The sequence below is a fragment of the Aliiglaciecola sp. CAU 1673 genome (assembly GCF_029223185.1).
In the GTDB taxonomy this organism is placed as follows: Bacteria; Pseudomonadota; Gammaproteobacteria; order Enterobacterales; family Alteromonadaceae; genus Bowmanella.
The window spans coordinates 1-24,559 of record NZ_JARHUG010000016.1 but is presented as its reverse complement, the minus strand read 5'-3'; the positions used below and the strand labels follow the sequence as shown (position 1 = coordinate 24,559).

The window sequence follows — 24,559 nt, the reverse complement described above, 5'->3', positions numbered from 1 at the left end:
TATCTGATTCGCCAGGCTATGAATCAGATGGGCTTTGCTTTAAGATTTGCGGCTTATTTTAATGTGAGATCCTGTTCATGCATCACGACGATCAGCAAGTTAAAGATCCTTTCAACGGTACATATTTCTTGATTGGCGCATTGACCATGGTGGCATTGCCTTTACTGCATGTGCTGCTGGCTTGGACGAAGTATTTCGGTTAACGAAACGCTCAGGAAGTAGGAAGCAGCGTGACAATCAGTTATATCAAATCCGCCATCACAACCATCCCGGACTATCCGAAGCCAGGGATACAGTTCCGTGATGTCACCTCATTAATGCAAGACAAGAAAGCCTTCAGTGCTTGTATCAACCTGTTGGCTGAACATTATCAGCACATGGGGTTTGATAAGATAGCCGGCACTGAGGCCAGAGGCTTCATTTTTGGTGCGCCATTAGCAAAAGAGCTTGGATTGGGCTTTATTCCGGTACGTAAATCCAACAAGTTGCCAAGAGCCGTCATACGACAGAGTTATGAGCTCGAATACGGCCAGGATGTATTGGAGCTGCATCAAGATGCCGTTCATCCGGGTGAAAGAGTATTGTTGCTGGATGATCTCTTGGCCACTGGCGGTACCATCCTGGCCACGGCATCTCTTGTCAGGCAGTTAGGGGGCGTGGTTGAACATGCCGGATTTGTAGTGAGTCTGCCCTCCCTTGGCGGTGCGGTGAAACTGTCCAACTCTGGTATTACTACTCACGCGCTCTGTGAATTCGAGGGAGATTGAATTCGCCGATGACTTACCAGGTATTGGCTCGTAAATGGCGACCAGCCAATTTTGCTCAGTTAGTGGGGCAAGAGCATGTGGTGGCCGCCATTTCCAATGGTCTGGAAAACGACAGATTGCATCACGCCTATCTGTTCACCGGTACGCGCGGCGTGGGCAAAACCACCATCGCCAGAATATTTTCCAAAAGTCTGAACTGCGAGCAGGGGCAGGGTGCCAACCCTTGCGGACAATGCGGTACTTGTCTTGAAATAGATAAAGGCAGCTATGTTGATTTACTGGAAATCGATGCAGCCTCCCGTACTAAGGTAGAAGATACCCGCGAATTATTGGACAACGTCCAATACAAACCTACCCGGGGACGTTACAAAGTCTATTTGATAGACGAAGTGCACATGCTCTCCAAGCACAGTTTTAACGCGCTGCTAAAAACACTGGAAGAGCCACCCCCGCATGTGAAGTTTTTGCTGGCTACCACCGATCCGCAGAAATTGCCGGTAACCATTCTTTCCCGCTGCTTGCAGTTTAATCTCAAAGCGCTTTCTCGTGAGCAAATCGGTGGTCAGCTTCGGCATATTCTTGCGCAGGAAGGGATCAACTTCCAGCCCGAAGCTTTGACACAGCTAGCCCGGGCAGCCCAAGGCAGTATGCGTGACGCCTTGAGCCTGACCGATCAGGCCATCGCCCAGGGCAATGGCGAAGTAACTGTCCCTGTTGTCGTCAATATGCTTGGCCTGATGGATAAAAATCAGGTGCTTAAGCTACTTGGCTCGCTGTTAAAGGGCGATGCCGATGGCGTGATGTCGCAGGTTGATAGTCTTTCTGCCCAGGCACCTGATTACAGTCAGTTATTGAGTGAATTACTGAGCATGCTGCATCAAGTGGCCTTAACGCAACTGGTGCCACAAAGCTGCAAGTTAGAAACGGTTACTGCCAAAGCCATTTATCAATTGGCACAGTCCAGTGATCCTGAGCATATTCAGTTGCTCTATCAAATTGCTATTCAGGGCCGCAAAGATTTGCCCCATGCACCAGATGGTCGCTCTGGCCTTGAGATGACACTGCTAAGAATGCTGGCATTCAGACCGGCAACACAAAAAAAAAGCCCTGAATTCCTGACCCCGTCTTTGCAAAGCGCTGCCACCCAAGAGCAAGACGTGGCCGTTGAAGAGGGAGAGCAGTCCGAAATACACACCCAACGGTTACAGGATGAACAAGCGCTGATTTGGCAACAGGCAGCATCGCTGCAGCCAAATGCCAACGAAACTCTGCCACAAGTTCCAGACATCGAGGCTACGCCGGAGGCACCAGCTAGCCCAGTGTTGAGTCAGACTGAAACCCTGCTGGCCCTTCGTAATAAGTTACGTTCCGCTGCCAATGCCAGCGCGGCTTCGTCAGCCACCCAAAAAAGTGCTGAGGTAAAACCTGTTCCCCCGGTGAGAGCTCAGTCAGAGTCCAAAGAGAAGCCGGCTGAGATAAAAGCTGAAAGTGATGTAGTGTCGCCCGACGAAGCAGCACCAGCAAAAGCCAATTACCCATCGCTGATTGAGGATACCTCGGAGCAGGATATACCGCCTTGGAACGATGATGATCTGCAAAGCGCTCAGGTTTTGTTCGATCAGGAACTTGTAGAGGATGACAAGCTTCAGATTGAAACAGAGACCATGGTACTGCATATAGAATCTGTTACCGAGGTCTCTGCCGAAGAGGAGCCTGGGGCGCTCCTCTCAGAGAGTGAATTCACGGCTGAGACAGACAATGACGACACACAGGTCTTTGAGCAGCCTGACATAGCATCCTCATCTTCTGTGGGGGACGGGCACGAATTCATTGAAGATGAACTTGAGTTGCCGCACTATCAGGAAGAAGATCCTTCTGTATTCGCAGTAGAATGGGCTATTCCGGTATTTTTGGATAGTGGTGATAAGGTATTGGTACCTGCACAGTTGGACGATTGGAGTCTGATGATTGAGCAGTTGGGGATAAACGGTTTAGTAAAGCAACTGGCTTTGCACTCAGTCAGTCAAATCGCCGATGACAAGGCGACATTGACCTTACACCGCAGTAAAGAGCACTTGGTCTCTGATTCGGCTGTCGCACAGTTACAAGCAGCCTTAGGTCGTCATTTGAATCGCGCGCTAACCCTGGAAATGGTTTTGGGCGACCCGGTAAATACGCCCTATGCGCTGGCAATGGCTATCAAGGCTGAACGTCAGAAGTATGCGCACCATGTGGTGGATACCGACGAGAGTCTGGCGTTGTTAAAAGACACATTCGCTGCGTCCGTGATGACGCAAAGTATTAAACCCAGGTAGCCGCATTGCGGCACTTATTAAAAATATCGAGGTGGTTATGTTTAAAGGTGGCATGGGAAATCTCATGAAGCAGGCTCAGCAGATGCAGGACCGTATGCAGAAAATGCAGCAAGAGCTGGCCGAGATGGAAGTGACCGGTGAAGCCGGCGCCGGTATGGTTAAAGTGACGATGACCGGTAACCACAACGTGCGTCGGGTCAGTATCGATGAAAGCCTGATGGAAGATGACAAGGACATGATTGAAGATCTGGTGGCTGCAGCAATCAACGATGCCGTGCGTCGTGTGCAGGAGACCAGTAAAGAGAAAATGGCCTCTGTGACCGGTGGTATGCCCTTACCTCCTGGTTTTAAAATGCCGTTCTGATACTCCGGTCCCCGTGTTCGGGGACCTTCATCTTTCTTCCAAGAATACAAGCCATGAAGTTCAGCCCACTGTTAAGCGATCTGATCAAAACCCTGAAGTATTTGCCTGGCGTCGGGCAAAAGACCGCACAGCGTATGGCGTTTCAGTTGCTTGAGCGAAATCGTGGGGGCGCGTTGGAGCTGTCAACTGCGCTGCGTAATGCCATGGAGCATATTCAGCATTGCCAACAATGCCGTACCTTCACCGAAGACAAACTTTGCGATATTTGCGCCAATCCGGCACGGCAAAGCAGCGGTATGCTCTGTGTGGTGGAATCACCGCAAGATGTGATGGCCATTGAGCAGACCAGTCAGTTCAATGGACTGTATTTTGTGTTGATGGGGCATTTGTCACCCATTGACGGCATCGGACCTAGTGACATTGGCCTCGATAAGCTTGGGGAAATATTGGACGGTGAAGAGATTAAGGAAGTGATCCTGGCTACAAATCCCACAGTGGAAGGTGAAGCGACCGCCCATTATATCGGTCAGCTGTGCCGCGCCAGACAGATTAAAGCCAGCCGAATTGCCCATGGCGTTCCGGTGGGGGGCGAGCTGGAATATCTTGACGGCTCAACCTTAAGCCATGCCTTCAGCGGTCGGCGTGAACTTTAAATCACCATAATTGCACATAAACTGCGCAGCAAAATCCAAACAGGCTTGAAATTCTCCTAAGCGCCCCTATCTCCTGTAGGCAACCTTGAATCAACCAGGAGATTTCTGAAGATGGCGCAAGCAGCCCATGTAGAAACCCACGGCTTCCAGACCGAAGTCAAAAAGCTTCTTAAGCTGATGATCCACTCCCTTTACTCCAACAAGGAGATTTTCCTTCGGGAGCTGGTGTCCAATGCCGCCGATGCGGCAGACAAGCTGCGTTTCAAAGCCCTTTCCAATGACAGCCTGTATGAAGATGATGGCGAGCTTCGTGTTCGTCTGTCGGTGAACAAAGAGGCCGGTACCCTGACCATCTCCGACAACGGTATCGGTATGACCCGTGATGAAGTGGTGGAAAACTTAGGCACTATCGCCAAGTCTGGTACCGCAGAATTTTTTAGCAAGCTGTCTGGGGATCAGGCCCGTGATTCGCAGCTGATTGGTCAGTTTGGTGTGGGCTTCTATTCCGCTTTTATCGTTGCCGATAAGGTCACAGTACGCACCCGTGCCGCAGGTGAAGAGCCAAATCGTGGCGTCGAGTGGCAGAGCGAAGGAGAGGGTGAGTTTACGGTTGCCGATATCGAAAAGAGCGGTCGGGGCACCGATATCATCCTGCATCTTAAAGAAGACGAGAAAGAATTCCTCGATGACTGGCGTCTTCGCTCCATTATCGGTAAGTATTCAGACCATATCAGCGTTGCGGTGCAGATGTATAAAGCTGAAGTGCCTGAGCGTGACGGTCCCGATGGCGAGAAGATCCCGGCCGAGCCAGCCAAGTGGGAAACCATCAACAAAGCCACTGCACTGTGGACCCGTGACAAGTCAGAAGTATCCGATGAGGAATATCAGGAGTTTTACAAACATGTCTCCCATGATTTTGGCGAGCCGTTGTTATGGTCACACAACAAAGTAGAAGGTAAGACCGAGTACACCAGTCTGCTTTATGTGCCTGCCAAGGCCCCCTTTGACTTGTGGAATCGTGAGCAGAAGCATGGTCTTAAGCTATACGTGCAGCGCGTCTTTATCATGGATGATGCCGAGCAATTTATGCCGGTTTACCTGCGCTTTGTTAAAGGGGTGCTCGACTCCAATGACCTGCCACTGAACGTTTCCCGTGAAATCCTGCAGGACAATAAGATCACCCAGGCTATGCGCCAGGGCTGCACTAAGAAAGTGTTGCAGATGCTGGAAAAACTGGCCTCCAACGATGCCGAGAAATACCAAAGCTTCTGGGAAGAATTTGGTAATGTGCTCAAAGAAGGTCCTGCAGAAGATTATGCCAACCGTGAGAAAATTGCCGGTTTGCTGCGCTTTGCCTCAACCCATAACGACAGCAGCGCACAAAACGTCTCTTTGGATGACTATATCGGACGCATGAAAGAAGGTCAGGACAAGATCTACTACATCACTGCTGACAGTTACCAGGCTGCGAAAACCAGCCCACATCTGGAGATCTTCCGTAAGAAAGGCATCGAAGTGCTGTTGATGTCCGATCGCATCGACGAATGGTTGATGTCTCATCTGAATGAATACAACGAGAAGCACTTCCAGTCCATTACCCGTGGTGAATTGGACTTAAGCGACATGGATGACGAAGAGACCAAGAAAGCTCAGGAAGAAGCGGAAAAGCAAGTCGAAGGACTAACGGAGCGGGTTAAAAAGGTCCTTGGAGACAAGGTCAAAGAAGTGAAACTCAGCCACCGCCTGACCGACTCACCGGCTTGTGTGGTAGCCGATGAAATGGGCATGAGCACGCAGATGGTTAAGCTGATGCAAGCGGCCGGTCAGCCAGTGCCGGAGATGACTTATCATTTCGAGCTTAACCCGGAGCATGGCCTGATCAAAGTGTTAGCAAAGCTGCAGGATGAAGCACGATTTGCCAAGCTTTGTGACATCCTGTTCGATCAAGCCGCATTAACTGAACAGGGCAGCCTTAAAGATCCAGCGACCTATGTACAGAAACTCAATGGTTTGTTGCTGGAGTTGGTGAAATAAATCAAGCAAAGCAAACAAGTAAAAACGGGCCTTAGTGCCCGTTTTTATTTTGAACAGGCTGAAAAAGCATAAACAATAGTCGTAGGGCCGCTCCTCAGGCCAGTAATCAACTTGTATCCGCAAGGGTTAATGTGTAAAGTTCGGTCTGTTTTTATTTCACTGACTCAGACTATCGAAGGGGATAGGCATGCGCATTATTCTGCTTGGGGCTCCCGGTGCAGGCAAAGGCACACAGGCTCAGTTTCTGATGGGCAAATTCGGCATTCCACAGATTTCAACCGGGGACATGCTTCGTGCAGCGATCAAAGCTGGTACAGAGCTTGGCCTGGCAGCTAAGCGCGTAATGGATGAGGGTAAGCTGGTGTCCGATGACATCATTATCGGTCTGGTTAAAGAGCGCATTGCCCAGCCTGATTGCGCCAAAGGCTTTCTGCTCGATGGTTTCCCGCGCACAATTCCCCAGGCCGACGCCATGAAAGAAAATGGTGTGGTTGTCGATCATGTAATCGAATTTGATGTAGGTGATGAGGTTATTGTTGAACGAATGAGCGGCCGACGTGTACACCCTGCTTCAGGTCGTGTTTATCATACCGCTTACAATCCACCGAAGGTCGAAGGTAAGGATGATCAAACAGGTGAAGAACTGGTTATCCGCCCTGATGATCAGGAAGAAACCGTGCGTAAACGCCTGGCTGTTTACCATGAGCAAACCAAGCCGCTGGTAGATTACTACCGCAATGAAGCGGCCGCTGGTCATTGTGCTTACCATAAGGTGGACGGCACCAAACCGGTGGACCAGGTCAGCGCCGAACTCTCCAGACTCCTGGTAAAATAAATCGCTCCGAAAAGCCCAACTTGATTGGGCTTTTTTAATGGCATCACAGGGAAGCTAAATGAAATGGTAACTCCTATTACTGCATTCTATGCGGGCCTGTTGGCGGTGATCATGCTGTATCTGGCGTTTCTGGTCAGTATGATGCGCAAAAAGACCGGAATCGGCCTGGGAAGCGCAAGAGACAAGGCATTGCTGCAATTGTCCCGGGCGCATGCAAATTTTACCGAATATGTACCCATGGCCCTTATCCTGATGCTGATTGGTGAGCTAAACGGCGTGCGTGAATTGTGGTTGCATCTGGCCGGTACTATCTTGCTGTTCTCCCGGCTTATTCATGCGTACGGCGTGCGTCACCATTCAGGTTATAGCTGGCAGCGCTTCTATGGCACCCTGGGAACCTTTTTGGTGATTGCTGGACTGATTTGGCTGGATATTAATCTGGTCTATCGATAGTTAAAAATGCAGTTGTCAGACATACTTAAAGGCGTTCATCTGAGCGGAACCCAGCAAGCTCCAGCATTGGTATTACTGCATAGCTCCATGAGCAGTGCCAGGCAATGGCGTCCCTTATGCGCATCCCTGGCATCTCACTTTCGGCTGATCAATATCGACCTGTTCGGTTATGGCGATGCGCCGCAAGCCTCAGGCTGTAAGGGCTTCTCCCTTTCGCACGAAACCGATCGCATTCAGTTGATATTGGAAGAACTCGCCGTGACAGAGTTTTCCTTACTGGGCCACTCCTACGGTGGTGCCGTGGCATTAAAAATGGCTTATGACCATTCATCGCGGGTCAACAGCCTGCAACTCTTCGAGCCGGTTGCTTTTCATCTATTGAAAAAAGGCTGTCCCGCGCGTTTAGAGGTGGAGACATTAGCCTCCAATATGGACAGCCTGTCAAAAGAGCAAGCCGCTGCAAGTTTTGTGGACTATTGGAATGGCGAAGGCTTTTTCGCCCGCTGCCCATCCTCCATGCAACAACTCTTTTGTTCTCAGGTAGCCAAAGTGGGGTTGGATTTTCAGGCCTTGATTAATGAGCCTAACGGCCTTGAGCAATATGCTACCTTACCTATGCCAACACAGCTGTTAAGCGGCCGTCAAACTCGTCAATCGGCAAAAAACGTAGCTCAAAGCCTGCTGTCTGTGCAGCCCTCCTGGCAGTATCATGAAGTGGAAGGTGGGCATATGGCGCCCATCAGTCATGCTCAGTTAGTGAATTCAGCGCTTATTGGTTTTCTGCAGTCGCCAGAATAATAAAGGCGGCCATTGGCCGCCTTGTCTAATCCAGGGAGAACGTCAGGCTGTTAGCCTTCCAGCAGGTTACTGCCGATTTCAATCTTTCTGGGCTTCTTGGCCTCAGGGATGACACGCTCAAGCTCGATATGCAGCAGGCCATTTTTCAGGTCAGCACTGAGAACTTTTACATGATCGCCGAGTTGGAACTTACGTTCGAAATTACGCTCGGAAATGCCCTTGTGCAGGAACTTTCGCTCCTCGTCCTTCTCTATTTTGTTGCCAGTGACCTGTAGGGTGTTTTCCTCTACATGGATTTCGAGCTCAGATTGCTCAAAACCGGCTACAGCCATGGTAATGCGGTATTTGTCTTCGCCCAACAGTTCGATGTTGTATGGCGGGTATCCCGGTTGCTTTTCGTTACGGGAGGCTGCGTCAATCATGGACGCTAAATGGTCAAAACCAATAAAAGAACGGTAAAGTGGAGAGAGATCTAGATTACGCATAGTCATATCCTCAAAATAAGCAATATGTTGATTAGTTGCCCCGACTTGCGGCGGCTGTTTGTCCCTACTTGGGAATCGACCCTTTCGGCGTCGACAATTCCTATATGTAGTCAGGCAAGATGATTTCAACGTTGGGGAATAAAAAATCTTTTAAATAACCTTTAACTGATTGATTAATATGAATAAAAAACTTGATGAAAAAGCACAGGAAATCCTGACCTTCTGGTTTGGTGAGCTAACCGACGGCTTGGCAAATAAACAAAAGCAACGCCTATGGTATGGCGCATCTGAACAAGTAGACGCGGACATCCGCGAACGCTTCGGCGATACCCTGCTGGCGGTGGCGAAAGGGAATTATCAGCACTGGGCTCAATCACCTCAGGGGCGGCTGGCCTTAATTTTGTTGTTTGATCAATTTAGTCGCAATATCTATCGCGGCCAGGCTGAGGCTTTTGCATTCGATCATCTTGGCTTAAGGCTGTGTCAGGAAGGGCTGTCCTTAGGTCATGACCAGCTGCTGCAACACACAGAAAAGCTGTTTTTTTATCATCCACTGGAGCATGCTGAAGATCTCGGTTGCCAGCAGCAAGCCGTAGAGTTGTTCAAGGCGTTAGCTGCAGAAGCTCCCGACGAACCGCGCAGGCAAAGCGCTGAAAGCGCTTTGAAATTTGTCGAAGAGCACCGGGATATTATTGCCCAGTTTGGACGCTTTCCCCATCGTAATGCGGTATTGGGGCGAGCCAGCAATGAAGCAGAACTGCGTTACCTGGAAAGTGGAGGTAAGCGCTTCGGGCAATAAAGGCAGGCGTTTTTCCGTTTATTGATGTTATGCTGGATCGCCATATCACACAGAAGGATCCTAATGCTGTTGAACGTATTTGGTAGAGAAGTCGAGGTGGTTCGCCGGGAGCGCGCCTGGAAAGCCTTTTACAAGGGCAATGAAGGAAAAAAGCGCTTGGCACAGGATATCTTTATCCCTGGTGAGTTGGCCGAAAATGAGATTGTCGGTTACGTCTCTGACCTTTGTCATGAATGGGCCTGTGCCCGCTATCCCGTTGTGCAAGTGCTGAAGAGTTAACCACTAAATCCCTTGTGCTAACATGGCATCTGCCAACCGTTTGAAGGCCGCAATATCAGCCCCCTTGGCGTAGTTTATCCTGTTTTTTTCCTCACCTTCTGTTTTGCATAGCTGGTGAATACTGCCCATGATTTGTCGAAGGTTAGCATCCAGGTCTTCGAATTCGTGAGATTGGAAGTTGGCATTTTGCGACATTTCCAATCCCGACAAGGCAACGCCACCGGCGTTAGATGCTTTACCCGGTACAAAGGTAATACCCGCTTTTTCAAAGACCGTCAGCGCATCCTTGCTGCAAGGCATATTGGCACCCTCGATAACGATCTTGCAGCTATTTTCTGCCAACCTCTTGGCATCTTCCTCGAGCAATTCGTTTTCTGTAGCGCAAGGAGCTGCAATATCACATGCAATGCGCCAGGGTTTCTCATCCTTCAGCCACTTCCCGTGACCATTTTGAGCCAGTTCCTGCAATGGATTTTCTTTGTTTTGGCGATGATTGATCAGGTCATTGATGACGCCGATCTCAAAACCATTTTCACAATACAGCGTGCCTTTGCTGTTTGACAAACTGACTACTTTAGCTCCCTCTGATATGGCTTTTTTGGCCGCATGACAGGCCACATTACCAGCGCCGGAAATGGCAACGACCTTACCATCGATACTCTCATCTTCATCTTTTAGCAGGGCTTTCAGGAAATACACCAAACCATAACCTGTGGCTTCGAGTCTGACGTGGGAGCCTCCAAATTCCAATTCCTTGCCGGTAAGTACGCCGCCAAATTCGTTGTGCAGCCGGCGATACTGACCGTAGAGGAAACCAATTTCCCTGCTACCGACATTGATATCGCCGGCCGGCACATCGGTACAGGGGCCAATATGACGCTGCAGTTCATTCATAAAAGCCTGGCAGAAACGCATGATCTCATGCTCTGAGCGACCCTTAGGATCGAAATCACTACCGCCTTTGCCGCCACCGATGGGCAAGCCGGTCAGGGCATTCTTAAAGCACTGTTCGAAGGCGAGGAACTTCAGTACCGACTCGTTGACCTTGGGATGAAAACGAAGGCCGCCTTTGTAGGGACCGATTAAGTTGGAATGTTGGACTCGCCAGCCTCTGTTAATGTGAACATTGTTGTTATCATCCTGCCAGGTAACCCGGAAACTGATAGTGCGATCAGGCTCAGTGAGTCGCTCGAAAATTCTGGCCTTGTTGTATATTGGGTGTGCTTCGAGCAAAGGCGACACATGACGGCAAACTTCATCAACCGCCTGCAAAAATTCAGGCTGATGAGGATAACGCTCCTTGAGCGTCTGAATTACTTGTTCCTGGCTTGCAGTATCGTTCATGAGGCTCTCTAAACTTTGACAGCAGTTACCAATAGTTAAGTGTACCTGCCAAGAAGTCGCCAAGATCAACTAGAACCGTGATTCTGGCTCATAGAAAGGTGAAGAAGATCTTATCTTGCCGGATCGATAGCACCACCAATACTGCCATTCACGCGAAACCAGCCGGCAATACTGTACCTGTCCCGTTGTGCGGGAAGCACCTCATGCGGGAAGCGCTCGCTGAGGAAAATAACCAACTTTCCAAATTCGGGTACCAGGCGTAAGAAAGGTTTCTCTTGTTTCTTCTCGTACATTAATAGCTCACCGCCATCGGCAGGTTGCCAGTCAGGATTCAGATAGAGCACAGTGCTTAACACGCGATTGGTGCGCCCTTTAAAGGCATCCAGATGGCGCTTGTAGAAATCTCCGGGACGGTAATGGGCAAAATGACATTCATAGTCAAACAGTCCCATAAACAGACGACGATTGAGCTCTACTCTCAGTGTTGCCATACCATTTAAGAATTGCTTCTGAGCACTGGTGTGGCCATCCAGCCAGCGGATAGCATCAGTACGTACCTGACTATTCTGTTGCAGTAAGTTTTCCCGGCCAATGCCAGCTTGTTGAAAATGAGCTTCTTTATAGCTATTCAGTTCACTTAGCAGACCATCGGCAAGGGCCAGGGTTTGAGGGTCCTGAAGCAGGGCATAACCTTGCTCTGCAATAGCATCGGCCAAGTTGTCAAAATCCAGAAAAGACAGCGGCATGGGAGCTCAAAACGGTGCGGTTAAGCAAAAGGTAGCGCGTTTTACGTGAAAGCGATGGGAAAGTCACCCATTTTTCAGGGACACTTAGGAAATGGCCCCGAAAAGGGGCCAGCATATTGGTGTATAAAACTACTTCTTTTTGCCTTCTACATGCAGATCCAGCTCAACATGTGTTGAGGCTGGACCCAGGTCATAGTCGATGCCGAAATCTTTAAGTGCGATGGTGGTGGTGCCGGCAAAGCCCGCGCGATAGCCACCCCAAGGATCTTTGCCTTCACCAAGCTTGTAGGCATCAATAACGACAGGCTTGGTTACACCGTGCAAGGTCAGATCCCCATGCACGGCCAGTTTACCGTCGCCCTTATCTTCAACCTTAGTGCTGACAAACTTAGCGGTTTTGAATTTTTCTACATTCAAGAAGTCATCGCTGCGCAGATGCTTGTCGCGCTCGGCGTGATTGGAGTCGATACTGGCCGGATCGATGTTAACAGTGATTTTGGCCGAAGTGGGATTGGCCGCATCGTAGCTGAATTCGCCGTCAAACTGATTGAAGCGGCCGGTCAGCCAGGAATAGCCCAAGTGCTGGATCTTGAAGTTTATGGATGCGTGGGCACCTTTGGTATCAATCACATAGTCGGCTGCTTGTGCAAAACCAGTGCTTAGGGCCAGAAAACTGGCAGCAATTAACGTCTTTTTCATTGAATATCCTTACTTTTAGTGTTGCGTAACATTCTGACCAGGGTCTGGTCCTTATCGAAAATATGGTGCTTCAATGCTGCCACTGCATGCAGCACTGCAAGGCCTATCAAGCAGTAAGCCAGCCAGCGATGGACATCGCCGGCAGTGTCTTCCTGGTTTTGAAACAACTCACCCATAGACGGCAGAGTAAACCAATCGAATATCTCTATACCCCGACCATCGGCTGTTGAGATCAAATAGCCACTGAAAAAAATGGCGAGCATCAGCAGGTAGAGCAGGCAATGGATAAGATGAGCGGCGGCAATTTCCCAAGACTTACCCAGTGCTTTCGGAGTGGGTTGCGCCAGGCGCCAAAGCACTCTTGCCAGAGTGAAAAGCGCTAGCAGTATGCCGATGCTTTTATGCCAGTGGGGAGCGGTCTTGTACCAGTCACTGTAGTAATTGAGATCCACCATCCACCAACCGAGAGCAAAAAGCCCAAACACAACAACGGCTGATAGCCAATGCAGGCTTCGGCTGATCCGGCCCCAGCTAACCGTGGTGTTTTTAAGCATAAAAGAACAGACCTTTGATTTTGTTATGAAAATCTCAAAGTCGTATGCTAATGGTTCACGAAGCGATTTAAAATCACGAAATTACGCAGTAATGCTTCGAAAAAATCGAAGTATCAAGTCGTTGGTTGTCCGTGGCGCTGCTGTAAGATGCCCAGCACATCCGCCAGGCTCAGATCACTGGCTTGCAATAGCACCAGCAAGTGATAGAGCAAATCCGCTGCTTCGTTTTTCAGCTCTTCCTTGTCACCCACAGTGGCGGCTAAGGCCGTCTCCACTCCTTCTTCTCCTACCTTCTGAGCGATACGTTTAATCCCACTGGCATAGAGCTTGGCGGTGTAGCTGCTTTGTGGTGAGGCGGCTTTTCGCTCGGCCAAGAGACTCTCCAACTGGCCTAAAAAGGTCAGGGAAGGCAAGCCGCCTTCGTGCCAGCAGGTGGGAGCACCGGTATGGCAGGTAGGGCCTTTGGGATAAGCCAGGGCCAGCAGGCAGTCCTGGTCGCAGTCAGCAGAAAGCTCCACCAGTTGCAGGGTATGACCTGAGCTTTCCCCTTTGGTCCACAGGCGCTGCTTGGAACGACTGAAGAAGGTTACCAGGCCACTTTGCAGGGACTTATCGACCGCGGCTTTGTCCATATAGCCTTGCATTAACACCTTGCCGCTAAAGGCATCCTGTACGACAGCGGGTAGCAACCCGTCCATCTTGTCCCAGGCCAGCTGTTCAATATTGTCTTTGTTGATAATCATTTTAGGACTCCTTTTTCACCACAGAGACACAGAGATTTTAAATGTGCTATCAATTACTCCGTGTCCTCTGTGTCTCTGTGGTTAGTCTTTGTATCTTGTTCCCACTGCATCAATCTTGGATTTGGTCAGTGACAGCTGCGATACTTTTTTGCAGCAAATACCAAAATTTTCTTATCACCACGGAGACACAGAGAGCACAGAGGTTTTATATCTGCAATCAATTACTCCGTGTTCTCTGTGTCTCTGTGGTTAATCTCTTATCGCTACATTCAGTGAACGTAAATAGGCCTTTAACTCAGGGATGGCGATCAGGCCCTTATGAAATACCGAGGCCGCCAGGGCGCCGTCCACATCGGCCTGCTCGAATACGTCCTTAAAGTGGTGCATTTCTCCGGCACCACCGGAGGCAATCAGCGGTACCTGACAGCGTGCCCGGATCTTTGCCAACTGTTCGATATCATAGCCCTGGCGCACGCCATCCTGATTCATGCAATTCAGCACGATCTCGCCGGCGCCCAGGCGCTGCACTTCTGCTACCCAGTCACCGGTTTGCCAGTCGGTAAGCTTGGTACGGGCCTCATCGCCGGTAAATTGTTTCACCTGATAGGTGCCGCTGTCTGCGTCAAAATAGCTGTCGATCCCAACCACCACACATTGTTGTCCAAAGCGATCATGTAGTTTGGTGATAAGGCTGGGATCGGCCAACGCGGGGGAGTTGATGGAGATCTTGTCCGCACCCATGGCCAGGATTTGCGCGGCATCGTCAACGCTTTTGATTCCCCCGGCCACACAAAATGGAATATCGATCACCTGGGCGATACGACTGACCCAGGATTTGTCTACTACCCGCGCATCGCTTGAGGCGGTGATATCATAAAACACCAACTCATCGGCGCCCTGGGCGGCGTAATGTTGAGCCAGGGGCACGATATCACCGACAATTTCATGGTTTCGAAACTGCACCCCTTTGACCACCTTGCCATCTTTAACATCCAGGCAGGGAATAATGCGTCTGGCCAGCATCAGTTACCCTCCCAAAGGTTTTTCGCCTCTTCCAGGCTAAATCTGCCCTCCAGCAGAGCACGACCAAGGATAAGATGGTCCACCGAAGAGGCGGCCAGATGGCGAATATGGTCAAGGTTGCCGATGCCGCCAGAGGCCTGCCACTGTATGCTGGGGAAGGTGGCTTTCATTTCTTCATAAAGCTTCTGATTGGGGCCGGCCAGGGTGCCGTCACAGGCAATATCTGTGCAAAGTACATGCTTCACCCCGGCGCTTACATAGCTTTCCAGAAGGGCAGTTATTTCAACGCCACTGTCTTGTTGCCAGCCATGGGTGGCAACCAGCTTGCGACCATCAGCAGTGATGTTTACATCCAGTGCCAGCACAATGGCCTCTGCGCCAAAGTATTCAAGCCACTCACGCACCAACTCTGGCTGCTTGACGGCCACCGAGCCGAGTACCACTCGCTTAACGCCTGCATCCAACAGCGCCTGGATATCTTCTTTGCTGCGTACACCGCCACCGGCCTGGCAGTTGATAACACCGAGGGCGGCAATCTGACCAATCAACTCAACCTGGCGTTTTTCAGGGGTCTTGGCCCCAGAGAGATCGACAATATGCAGCCAGGCGGCACCGGCTTGTGCATAACGTTTTGCCAAATCCAGCGGCGATAACGAATATTGTGTCTGTTTGGCGTAGTCACCCTGATACAGGCGCACCACCTGACCGTCAATCAGGTCAATGGCAGGAATTATTTGTCTTGCTGTCATGGCCGTGCCTTAAAGATTATGAATAAAGTTGTGTAGCAGCCGTGCTCCCGCCGCGCCTGAACGCTCCGGGTGGAATTGCACCCCATAGAAGTTATCTTTGCCAATGGCAGCGCTAAAAGGTTGACCATAGTCGCAACTGGCCAGGGTATAGTCCCCTAAAGCCATGGCAAAGCCATGCACAAAGTAAAAGTAGGTACCAGCGTCGATGCCCTCGAATAGAGCGCTTTGCCGGGGAAACTGCACGGTATTCCAGCCCATATGGGGTAAGCGCAATCCCTCTGCACGCATACGCTTGGTATCTGCTTCAATCATGCCCAGGCAATTGGCATTACCTTCTTCGGAATGACGTCCCATGAGTTGCATGCCCAGACAAATGCCCAGCACCGGCTGGGTAAGGCCGGGTAACAGGGTATCCAAGCCTTTCTCGCGGATGGACTGCATGGCAGAGGCCGCGGCACCCACACCGGGCAAAAACAGCTTGTCGGCAGATTCGATCTCATTTGGCTGATCCGAGACCCTGACTTTCATGCCCAAACGTTCGATGGCAAAGGCCACCGAAGCGATATTGGCGCAGCCGGTATTGATAATAACCAGCTCCATCAGAGCGCCCCTTTGGAGCTGGGTAACACATCGCCTTGTTTAGCAATGGCCTGTCGCAGAGCTCGCCCAAATACCTTAAACAAGCTTTCTACCTGGTGATGGGCATTGCCCTCGCTGGTGGAAAGATGCAGGGAAATGCCCATGGCATCGGAAAGGGAGCGGAAGAAGTGAGATACCATTTGTGTCGACATGCCGCCGACCTTTTCCTGCGTAAAGCTGGCGTCGAACTTAAGGTAAGGGCGGGCACTGATATCCAGCACGCATTCTGCTCTGCACTCATCCATGGGTAAGGCAAAACCAAAGCGACCGATACCACGTTTATTACCCAGCGCTTTTTTTAGGGCATCGCCCAAAGCCAATGCGGTGTCTTCAACCGAATGATGTTCATCAATATGTAAGTCGCCGGTGACTTTGACATCAAGTTGGAAGGCGCCGTGGGTGGCGATTTGATCGAGCATATGATCGAAAAAGCCGATACCGGTCTCAATGTTACCTTTGCTTTGGTTATCCAGATCGACCTTAATCTCGATGTCGGTTTCCGAGGTAGTGCGCCTGACACTCGCCGTGCGGCCCTGGCTTAACAGTTGGCGTTCAATCTGTGTCCAGGGATTGGTGGTGCGATCGTATTGAATGCCGCGAATTCCCATATTCTCGGCTAACTGTAGATCGGTTTGCCGATCGCCAATCACATAAGAGCGCTCAAAATCCACCTTACCTTGTTGCAGGTAATCTTTAACCAACCCCAACTTGGGCTTACGGCAACTGCAGTTGTCCTTGTCAAAGTGCGGGCAAATCAGCACATCGTCAAAGCGAACGCCCTGACTTGCAAAAAGCGCCATCATCTTATCGTGGGGCGCATCGAAATCGGCTTGTGGAAAGCTACTGGTACCAAGACCGTCCTGATTACTGACCATTACAAGGCGAAATCCGGCTTGTTGCAGGCGCAGCAGCACCGGAATCACTTGTGGTTCGAAGACCAGTTTTTCCAGACTGTCGAGCTGTTTATCGATGGCAGGCTCTTCCACCAGAGTACCGTCTCGATCGATAAATAGAATGGCTTGTCGTGTCATGCGTGCTCCATAAAAAAACTGTCCAGTGCGGCCAAAAGGCGCTGGTTTTGTTCCTGATTGCCAATACTAATGCGAAGGCAATCTTCAAGATTGCGCTGCTTGGATTGGTCGCGAATTAAAATGCCGCGCGCTATCAGATAGGTCATCAGTGCCTGGCGCTTATTGGTACGCACCAAGAGAAAATTGCCTTTATCGCTGCCCACGGGCACAAGCTGTGGATAGTGAGCCAAGGCCTGCGCCAATTGGCTGCGCAGGTTTTTCAGCGTACTGACTTGTTCTGTGGTGCGCTCAAGGCCGGCGGCGGAAAGCGCCTGCTCGGCAATTTGCGCTACCGGCTGCGGGAGGGGATAGGGGGCAATCACCTTTAAAAGCGCTTGAATAATATCTGTGTTTGCCAGGGCAAAGCCGCAGCGGATACCGGCCAATCCAAAGGCTTTTGACAGCGTACGCAGGATCACCAGATTGGGATAACGCCCCAACTGGCTGGCCCAATAATTTTCATCGGCAAATTCAATATAAGCTTCATCCAATACCACCAGGGCACTGTCGGCAAAATGCTCCAGCACGGCTTGCACCTGGGCCTTTGCCAGCACTGTGCCGGTGGGGTTATTAGGTGAGCACAGGAAGACCAGATTGACCTGACCTTTAACGCTTTGTACCGCATCCAGATCCAGGCTGAAATCCGAAAGCAGTGGCGCTTCTACCACGCCCACATTAAAGGTCTTGGCGCTTATCGCATACATCCCGTAGGTGGGGGGACAAATCAGCACCTTGTCTTGCCCTGGCGTGCAAAATGCCCGGATTAAAAGCTCAATGGCCTCATCGGCGCCGCGACTGACCAACACCTTGTCACTGTCCACACCGGTATACTGGGCATAGGCGTTGATAAGTGTCTTTGGCTGGCAATCGGGATAGCGATTCAGGCGACTACAATCAAGCTCGAAGTCATTAGCATAGGGTGATTCATTGGCATTGAGCCAATCCTGCCCACCTGAAATCAAGCGCCTGGCCGACTGGTAGGGTTCCAGGCTTTGCAGGTGTGCACAAAGCAGCTTGTTAACTAGCTTGTTAGCAGACATCTTGTTGCTCCAATCGAACGGCCACGGCTTGGCGGTGGGCATCTAGTCCCTCGGCTTCTGCCAAACGCATAATGGCAGGGCCTAAGGCCTTCAATCCATCCTCACTGATGGTTTGCAAGGTATAGCGGCGCATAAAATCCAACAGACCTAAGCTCGAGGTATTGCGTGCATAGCCATAGGTAGGCAGTACATGGTTGGTGCCGCTGGCATAATCGCCGGCAGACTCGGGCGACCAGGGACCGACAAAAATAGAGCCGGCATTATCCAGGGTCTCCAACAGTGACTCTGGGAATGCGGTTTGCACTATCAGATGCTCCGGCCCGTAAGCATTAGATACCTGCACTGCCTCATCCATATCCTTAACCAGGATAAAACGGCTGTTAGCCATGGCCTTGGCGGCAATCGCTTTTCTGGAAAGGGAAGTGAGCTGGATCTCAACCTGGGCTTTAACAGCCTCGATAAGTGCCGCGCTGTCCGTCACCAGGACAGTCTGGGAATCGGCGCCATGTTCGGCCTGGGAGAGTAAATCGGCGGCCACAAAGACTGGATTCGCCAGGGAATCGGCAATTACCAGCACTTCCGAAGGACCGGCCGGCATATCGATGGCCGGGCCGCCCGGTAACTGGCTGACCAACTGTTTGGCCTGGGTCACAAAGCTATTGCCGGGACCGAAGATCTTATCCACCTTGGGAATACTTTGGGTACCTAAAGCCATGGCGGCGATGGCCTGGGCGCCGCCTACCAGGTAAATTTCCTTAATACCGCAAAGCTTGGCAGCATAGCGGATTTCAGCGGCAATTTGACCGTCTTTACCCGGCGGGGTGCATAAAATAGGGCGGCGACAACCGGCCACCTGTGCCGGAATGCCCAGCATTAACACGGTAGAGGGTAAGGGCGCACTGCCTCCTGGGATATATAAGCCAAGGGTATCCAGGGCCTTGTGCTTAAGCTCGCAAAGTACGCCGGGCATGGTTTCGATGCGCACGTCATTGGGTTTTTGCGCCTCATGAAAAGTGCAGATATTGGCATAGGCGCGGCCGATGGCGTCTTTTACACTCTGACTTAGCTCTGCTTCGGCATTGTCGATATCGGCTATGGGTAAGCGCAGTGCGTCGAGTGCTACCTTGTCGAAGCGCTCGGTCAGTTCAAGAAGTGCCGCATCTCCGCTTTGTTGCACGGCCTTTAAAATATTTTCTACCGCAGTTTTTAATTCGGTTCCCTGCGCCAGGGCGGGGCGAGCCAACAGGGCTGCCTGTTCCTCGTTGTTGAGCTGTGACCAGATTTGCATACTTACCCCAGCATCTTTTCAATGGGCATGACCAGAATGCTACTGCAACCCAGGGCTTTGAGTTTTTCCATGGTTTCCCAAAACAGGGTTTCGGTGCTGACTACATGCACCGCCACCTGGCTTTCATTGCCGGCCAAGGGCAATAGCGTGGGGTTTTCAGCACCGGGCAGCAGGGCTTTGACAGCATCCAACTTATCTTTGGGCGCATGCAGCATAATGTACTTACTTTCTTTGGCTTGCATCACACCATTGATGCGGGTTAACAGCTTGCTGATCAGTTGCTGTTTGGCACTGCTGATCTCGCCGCTGCGCTGAATCAGCACGGCTTTGGAGCGGAATATCACCTCTTTTTCTTCCAGGCCATTGGCTTCCAGGGTGGCACCGGTGCTGACCAGATCGCAGATGGCATCGGCTAAGCCCGCCCTGGGAGCTACTTCCACCGAGCCGTTAAGCATTAATGCCTTAGCATTGACACCTTGTTCGCGGAAAAAGCGCTCGAGCAGATAGGGATAGGTGGTGGCGATCTTCTTACCATTCAGGGACTCGATGCCTTGGTAATTCAGCTCGGCAGGGACCGCAATCGACAAGCGACAACCGCCAAAATCCAGACGTTCCAACACCTCGTACTGGGCTGGCTTATCAGCGGTTTTACGCTCCAGCATTTTTTCCTCCAGCTCGTTTTCACCGATAAAGCCCAGATCGACCACTCCGTCCATCACCAGCCCTGGTATATCGTCATCACGCACTCTTAACAGATCGATGGGCTGGTTGGTGGAGTGAGCAATCAGCAGTCTGTCGCGCAAGGAGAACTTAACGCCAATGGCCTTTAAGAGCTCCATACTGCCGTCGCACAAACGCCCGGACTTTTGCACTGCAATACGTAATCTGTTGCTGTCAGTCATGCTATTTGCCTTTTTTGTTGAGCCTGAAACACAAAACCCCCGGAAGTTGCCTTCCGGGGGTCTTTAAACAGCTAAGATTCCACTGGAAGGCTAGTTAATAACCTTCCAGCACGAACCTGAAAGGTTATGCTAGATGATGATGGTGGTGGATAGCGTTCAGGTTCTGGTTAAACATAATTCGGGAAACCGTTAAATATGTCATTAACTTACCGTACCCGCGCGGGACTGTGCAAGTGCCAATTCCAACACCCTCCGGCCTTTTCTTAAAACCAATTGGAATAAACAATGCCTTTTTGCGGATAAAAAGGCTGTGTAAGTTGTCCTAATCTAAAGTAAGCCCATAGATTTCCGATACTTAGATTGAGTCATTGTTTGGAGTGATGCCATGCCCAGCGATCTTATGTTTCCTATCCTACCCAAGGAGGGTAAAACCAGCCCGCTTGAAGAGGAATTTAAGGTTGAGCAGGTAGCAAAAGAGGCCAAAATCCGGTCTTTGATCGAAGAAGACGAAGGCTTAAGTGCACAAGAGCGTGAAGCCCGCGAAGAAATGCAAAAAAAAGACAAAGAAAAGCAGAAGAAGCAAAAGCAGGCCGGATCCACAAAAGCCGAAACGCCGGTGGCCGACGGTGAAAATAAGGCCGGTCCAGGCCACTTAGATGTGTATATCTGACACACCAAGCGGCAGGACCCAATTCAATATTTTTAAATTGAGCGATGGCGCGCTAATCTGGCAATCAACACCACTGCCAACAATGCGCTGTAAACGGCAAAGATCACCTGCATCCACGCCGGCATACTCATATCCATAAAGGACCAATCAATGTCGCCACAATCGCCGGTGGCGGCAAAGACTGCCGGGATCCACTCGTGCAATGGCAACCAACTGGGGAAATTGGGCACAATTTCACAGACAGTGAAGAAGGGGTTGGCCGCCGTTTGGATATCCAAATGTTCATTGGCAATCAATAAACCCCAAACCGCAGAAACTGCCCATAGGCTAAAAGCGATAAATCTGCCGACTCCATAGGCATGAAGAAACATGCCCACTAGGCCGGCAAGCAAGAGGCCAAATACTGCATTGCGCTGATAGATACACATAATGCATGGCTTCAGATTCATACCGTACTGAAAGTACAGCGCAGAGATCTCCAGAAACAGCGCACTTAACATCAACATTAGCCAAGGCCAGCGTTTAGTCGGCCAATCGGCCATATGGGAGAAGAAATTCATCGAATGTTTTTACCGCAAAAAAAGGTTTGTAAAAAAGAACGGGGCCTCACGCCCCGTAGCGAGTTAATGGCCTGATGGCACTTCTGTGACGCCGCTGTGATGGCCTATCAGATTCATCTGATATAGCCACTCCGTCATCTCATACAGGCTGAAGTAGGTTGCCGCTAGACCAACCAGAGTCAGTACCACGGTGTAAGGCAACGCCATATATACCATGCGGCCATAGGACAGACGCAGCAGTGGTGCCAGGGCAGATGTCAGCAGGAACAGGAAGGCAGCCTGACCATTAGGCGTGGCGATGCTTGGCAGATTGGTACCGGTGTTGATGGCAACCGCCAGCATGTCGTATTGATCACGGGTGATATGGCCTTGCTTAAGGGCGGTGGTGACTTCGGTGATATACACCGAGCCCACAAACACGTTGTCACTGATCATCGACAGTGCACCGTTAGCCAGGTAGAACAACACCATCTGTGTCTTACCTTCGTAGGTGAGTACCCAGTCAATCACAGGCATAAACAGGCCCTGATCGATAATTACCGCTACCACTGCGAAGAAAACACAGAGCAGGGCGGTAAAGGGCAGGGCCTCTTCGAAAGCCTTACCAATTTGATGTTCCTCGGTGATGCCGCTGAAGATAGTGGCTAACACAATCACTGATAAACCGATCATGCCGACGGCGGCTAAGTGCAGCGCCAGACCGACCACCAACCAAACTGCAATAAGGGCCTGCACCAACAGTTTGGCGCTGTCGCGCTTAGTGCGCTTCTCATCCACATAGCGGCTATATTCGGTGAGGATAGCTCTGACTGTCTCTGGCATGGTTTCGCCGTAGCTGAACAGTTTCATTTTCTCCACGACAACGGTGGTCAGTAAGCCAAAGATCAATACAGGCAGGGTGATGGGTGACATGCGCAGCAGAAACTCAATAAAACTCCAGCCAGCCTTTTCGGCAATGATCAGGTTTTGCGGTTCACCGACCATGGTGGTCACGCCGCCCAGGGCAGTACCAATGGCAGCGTGCATCATCAGATTACGTAAAAAGCCACGAAAACCTTCCAGATCGTCACGAGTTGGATGAGGCATGTTCTCATCCTGAGTATGATCGTGGTCATGGTGATAATCCTTACCGGAGGCCACTTTGTGATAGATAGAATAAAAACCTGTGGCTACGGCGATAATCACGGCGATCACCGTAAGAGCATCCAAAAAGGCGGACAAAAATGCAGAGGCAAAGGTAAAGGACAGCGCCAGTAGTGTTTTGCTACGCACCTTGATCAGCATTTTGGTAAAAAGGTGCAGCAGCAGATCTTTCATAAAGTAGATACCGGCCACCATAAAAATCAGCAGCAGCACCACCTCAATGTTGACGAAGATTTCATGCTTTACATGTTCGGGGCTGGTCATGCCGATGGCAACCGCCTCTAGCGCCAGCAAGCCGCCAGGCTGCAAGGGATAGCACTTTAAGGCTAAGGCCAGGGTAAAGATAAATTCCAGTACCAGCATCCAGCCGGCAAAATAAGGATTAATAACGAAGAGGACCGGATTGATTATCAGAAAGGCGATGATGGTTTTTTTATACCAATCCGGGGCATGCCCCATAAAGTTCTTAAATAATGCCGTGACCATTGATTCTTGCATATTGGTTGGTCCTTGGGTGAATAGGTTCAGCTACTCAAGTTTTAATGGTGAAGAGGCAAAAAAGCAAGGCAATTCTGGTGGTTAGCCCTAAAAGAGGAACGCTGTAATTGCCCATTTCTTTGGCATTTTAGCGTTTTTCCTAGACCCTAAGTAATAGGTTCCAATGGCCTTGACATCTGGTACAATCAGTTGCGTTAACAACTGAATAACTTTAGAAAATTCACCACAAAGTGAGTAATGCATGATTTACAAGGCTCAGAGTCCCGCCGGGTTTGCCGAAGAGTATATTGTGGAGTCCATCTGGAGTGGCAGATTTCCACCCGGGACCATTTTGCCGGCCGAGCGCGAACTGTCAGAACTGATTGGGGTGACCCGTACTACCTTGCGTGAAGTATTGCAGCGCCTGGCCCGGGATGGCTGGCTGACCATACAGCATGGTAAACCCACCAAGGTTAATAATTTTTGGGAAACCTGTGGCTTAAATATCCTGGAAACCCTGGCCAGATTGGATCAAGACGGTATTCCCGAATTGGTAGATCAGTTGTTGGCGGCCCGCACCAGTGTCAGTGCGGTGTTTATCCGTGGCGCCATAAAAAATGCCCCTGAGAAGGCAGCTGAAGTGCTAAAACAACATGCTGACTTCCCGGAAGATGGCCAAGCCTTTGCCGAAATGGATTACCGCATCAATCATGATCTGGCTTTTGCCTCCGGTAATCCGGTATATGTGTTGATGATGAATGGCTTTCGTGGCTTGTATGCCAGAATTGGTGGCTACTACTTCGCCAACGATAAATCCCGTAACCTGGCCAAGGATTATTATGCCCAACTGCTGCAGTTGGCACAGAACGGCTCCCATGAGCAGGTACCCACACTGATCCGCAAATATGGCATCGCCAGCGGGAAAATCTGGCATGAGATCCGTGGCGAAATGCCCAAGGATTTGGTGGACTGATTATTATCGCCAAAAAAAACGCCCCGATGGGGCGCAGACTGTTGAAAAAGGCCTGGACGCAGATCCAGGCCTTTGATCTAATGAGCATAGTGAACAACATGGATTCACCATGCTTAGAGACAAAACCCCCCAACAATATGAACTAGAAATGGTCGCC

The 24,559-nt window shown here is 50.6% G+C and carries 28 protein-coding genes and 1 other annotated feature; of the genes, 13 read left to right on the top strand and 15 right to left on the bottom strand.

Features of this window, described 5'->3' with window-relative positions:
* The first annotated feature begins 77 nt into the window (after positions 1-77).
* The 9 genes from P2G88_RS15005 (at position 78) to P2G88_RS14965 (ending at position 8,219) form a co-directional block, all read left to right on the top strand.
* Positions 78-203 (top strand): hypothetical protein, encoded by a 126-nt coding sequence (locus P2G88_RS15005; protein ID WP_275797357.1) that lies wholly within the window; start codon positions 78-80, stop codon positions 201-203.
* Between the two features lie 27 nt (positions 204-230).
* Positions 231-767, top strand: coding sequence for an adenine phosphoribosyltransferase (gene apt / locus P2G88_RS15000; protein ID WP_275797355.1), 537 nt, complete (start codon positions 231-233; stop codon positions 765-767).
* An 8-nt stretch (positions 768-775) separates the two neighbouring features.
* Positions 776-3,082 (top strand): DNA polymerase III subunit gamma/tau, encoded by a 2,307-nt coding sequence (gene dnaX, locus P2G88_RS14995; protein WP_275797353.1) that lies wholly within the window; start codon positions 776-778, stop codon positions 3,080-3,082.
* Between the two features lie 37 nt (positions 3,083-3,119).
* Positions 3,120-3,446: a YbaB/EbfC family nucleoid-associated protein gene (locus P2G88_RS14990; RefSeq protein WP_275797351.1), complete on the top strand. Its 327-nt coding sequence runs from the start codon at positions 3,120-3,122 to the stop codon at positions 3,444-3,446.
* 53 nt (positions 3,447-3,499) lie between these two features.
* Positions 3,500-4,099, top strand: coding sequence for a recombination mediator RecR (gene recR / locus P2G88_RS14985; RefSeq protein WP_275797349.1), 600 nt, complete (start codon positions 3,500-3,502; stop codon positions 4,097-4,099).
* Between the two features lie 111 nt (positions 4,100-4,210).
* Positions 4,211-6,133 (top strand): molecular chaperone HtpG, encoded by a 1,923-nt coding sequence (gene htpG / locus P2G88_RS14980; protein ID WP_275797348.1) that lies wholly within the window; start codon positions 4,211-4,213, stop codon positions 6,131-6,133.
* A 187-nt stretch (positions 6,134-6,320) separates the two neighbouring features.
* The gene (adk, locus tag P2G88_RS14975) at positions 6,321-6,968 is read left to right on the top strand and encodes an adenylate kinase (RefSeq protein ID WP_275797346.1); all 648 of its coding nucleotides are present in this window, start codon (positions 6,321-6,323) and stop codon (positions 6,966-6,968) included.
* A 63-nt stretch (positions 6,969-7,031) separates the two neighbouring features.
* Positions 7,032-7,421, top strand: a complete 390-nt coding sequence (locus P2G88_RS14970) for an MAPEG family protein (RefSeq protein WP_275797344.1) — start codon at positions 7,032-7,034, stop codon at positions 7,419-7,421.
* 6 nt (positions 7,422-7,427) lie between these two features.
* Positions 7,428-8,219, top strand: coding sequence for an alpha/beta hydrolase (locus P2G88_RS14965; protein WP_275797341.1), 792 nt, complete (start codon positions 7,428-7,430; stop codon positions 8,217-8,219).
* Between the two features lie 50 nt (positions 8,220-8,269).
* Here P2G88_RS14965 and P2G88_RS14960 read toward each other — a convergent pair whose 3' ends face one another.
* Positions 8,270-8,704, bottom strand: a complete 435-nt coding sequence (locus P2G88_RS14960; RefSeq protein WP_275797339.1) for an Hsp20 family protein — start codon at positions 8,702-8,704, stop codon at positions 8,270-8,272.
* A 178-nt stretch (positions 8,705-8,882) separates the two neighbouring features.
* On the opposite strand from P2G88_RS14960, the gene P2G88_RS14955 reads away from it, so the two are divergent.
* Positions 8,883-9,503 (top strand): DUF924 family protein, encoded by a 621-nt coding sequence (locus P2G88_RS14955; RefSeq protein ID WP_275797337.1) that lies wholly within the window; start codon positions 8,883-8,885, stop codon positions 9,501-9,503.
* 63 nt (positions 9,504-9,566) lie between these two features.
* Entirely contained in the window at positions 9,567-9,782 is a 216-nt protein-coding gene (locus tag P2G88_RS14950) for a hypothetical protein (protein WP_275797335.1), read from the top strand.
* A gap of 3 nt (positions 9,783-9,785) precedes the next feature.
* Here the strand turns inward: P2G88_RS14950 and gdhA are convergent, their stop codons facing one another.
* The 12 genes from gdhA to hisG all read right to left on the bottom strand — a co-directional run bounded on the left by gdhA (position 9,786) and on the right by hisG (position 20,579).
* Complete coding sequence (gdhA, locus tag P2G88_RS14945; RefSeq protein ID WP_275797333.1) at positions 9,786-11,126, bottom strand: NADP-specific glutamate dehydrogenase; 1,341 nt, start codon at positions 11,124-11,126, stop codon at positions 9,786-9,788.
* Positions 11,127-11,236: 110 nt separating this feature from the next.
* On the bottom strand, positions 11,237-11,872 hold the full coding sequence (locus P2G88_RS14940; RefSeq protein ID WP_275797331.1) for a 2OG-Fe(II) oxygenase: 636 nt from the start codon (positions 11,870-11,872) through the stop codon (positions 11,237-11,239).
* Positions 11,873-12,001: 129 nt separating this feature from the next.
* Positions 12,002-12,571, bottom strand: coding sequence for a YceI family protein (locus P2G88_RS14935; RefSeq protein ID WP_275797329.1), 570 nt, complete (start codon positions 12,569-12,571; stop codon positions 12,002-12,004).
* Positions 12,568-13,125, bottom strand: a complete 558-nt coding sequence (locus tag P2G88_RS14930) for a cytochrome b (RefSeq protein WP_275797327.1) — start codon at positions 13,123-13,125, stop codon at positions 12,568-12,570. Before P2G88_RS14930 ends, P2G88_RS14935 begins: the two co-directional genes overlap by 4 nt.
* Positions 13,126-13,238: 113 nt before the next feature.
* Positions 13,239-13,868: a bifunctional phosphoribosyl-AMP cyclohydrolase/phosphoribosyl-ATP diphosphatase HisIE gene (hisIE, locus tag P2G88_RS14925; RefSeq protein WP_275797325.1), complete on the bottom strand. Its 630-nt coding sequence runs from the start codon at positions 13,866-13,868 to the stop codon at positions 13,239-13,241.
* A gap of 249 nt (positions 13,869-14,117) precedes the next feature.
* Positions 14,118-14,891 (bottom strand): imidazole glycerol phosphate synthase subunit HisF, encoded by a 774-nt coding sequence (gene hisF, locus P2G88_RS14920; RefSeq protein WP_275797323.1) that lies wholly within the window; start codon positions 14,889-14,891, stop codon positions 14,118-14,120.
* Positions 14,891-15,640, bottom strand: a complete 750-nt coding sequence (gene hisA / locus P2G88_RS14915) for a 1-(5-phosphoribosyl)-5-[(5-phosphoribosylamino)methylideneamino]imidazole-4-carboxamide isomerase (RefSeq protein ID WP_275797321.1) — start codon at positions 15,638-15,640, stop codon at positions 14,891-14,893. Before hisA ends, hisF begins: the two co-directional genes overlap by 1 nt.
* A 9-nt stretch (positions 15,641-15,649) precedes the next feature.
* The gene (hisH, locus tag P2G88_RS14910) at positions 15,650-16,240 is read right to left on the bottom strand and encodes an imidazole glycerol phosphate synthase subunit HisH (protein ID WP_275797319.1); all 591 of its coding nucleotides are present in this window, start codon (positions 16,238-16,240) and stop codon (positions 15,650-15,652) included.
* A complete protein-coding gene (gene hisB, locus P2G88_RS14905) occupies positions 16,240-17,310 on the bottom strand; it encodes a bifunctional histidinol-phosphatase/imidazoleglycerol-phosphate dehydratase HisB (RefSeq protein WP_275797317.1) in 1,071 nt (356 codons plus the stop codon). Before hisB ends, hisH begins: the two co-directional genes overlap by 1 nt.
* Positions 17,307-18,389 (bottom strand): histidinol-phosphate transaminase, encoded by a 1,083-nt coding sequence (hisC, locus tag P2G88_RS14900; RefSeq protein WP_275797315.1) that lies wholly within the window; start codon positions 18,387-18,389, stop codon positions 17,307-17,309. Before hisC ends, hisB begins: the two co-directional genes overlap by 4 nt.
* Complete coding sequence (gene hisD, locus P2G88_RS14895; protein ID WP_275797314.1) at positions 18,379-19,677, bottom strand: histidinol dehydrogenase; 1,299 nt, start codon at positions 19,675-19,677, stop codon at positions 18,379-18,381. The genes hisC and hisD overlap by 11 nt, the downstream gene beginning before the upstream one ends.
* Positions 19,678-19,679: 2 nt before the next feature.
* Positions 19,680-20,579 carry an ATP phosphoribosyltransferase gene (hisG, locus tag P2G88_RS14890; RefSeq protein ID WP_275797313.1) on the bottom strand — a complete coding sequence of 300 codons (900 nt, stop codon included), beginning with the start codon at positions 20,577-20,579 and terminating at the stop codon, positions 19,680-19,682.
* A 28-nt stretch (positions 20,580-20,607) separates the two neighbouring features.
* Positions 20,608-20,728: a sequence feature (His leader region), on the bottom strand.
* A 236-nt stretch (positions 20,729-20,964) separates the two neighbouring features.
* Here hisG and P2G88_RS14885 point away from each other — a divergent pair.
* A complete protein-coding gene (locus P2G88_RS14885) occupies positions 20,965-21,249 on the top strand; it encodes a hypothetical protein (RefSeq protein WP_275797312.1) in 285 nt (94 codons plus the stop codon).
* A 32-nt stretch (positions 21,250-21,281) separates the two neighbouring features.
* Here the strand turns inward: P2G88_RS14885 and dsbB are convergent, their stop codons facing one another.
* Both dsbB and nhaB read right to left on the bottom strand, forming a co-directional pair.
* On the bottom strand, positions 21,282-21,809 hold the full coding sequence (gene dsbB / locus P2G88_RS14880) for a disulfide bond formation protein DsbB (RefSeq protein WP_275797311.1): 528 nt from the start codon (positions 21,807-21,809) through the stop codon (positions 21,282-21,284).
* Between the two features lie 63 nt (positions 21,810-21,872).
* Positions 21,873-23,450 carry a sodium/proton antiporter NhaB gene (nhaB, locus tag P2G88_RS14875; RefSeq protein ID WP_275797310.1) on the bottom strand — a complete coding sequence of 526 codons (1,578 nt, stop codon included), beginning with the start codon at positions 23,448-23,450 and terminating at the stop codon, positions 21,873-21,875.
* Between the two features lie 241 nt (positions 23,451-23,691).
* Between nhaB and fadR the strand changes: the two genes are divergently transcribed.
* The gene (gene fadR / locus P2G88_RS14870; RefSeq protein ID WP_275797309.1) at positions 23,692-24,402 is read left to right on the top strand and encodes a fatty acid metabolism transcriptional regulator FadR; all 711 of its coding nucleotides are present in this window, start codon (positions 23,692-23,694) and stop codon (positions 24,400-24,402) included.
* The last annotated feature ends 157 nt before the right edge of the window (positions 24,403-24,559 follow it).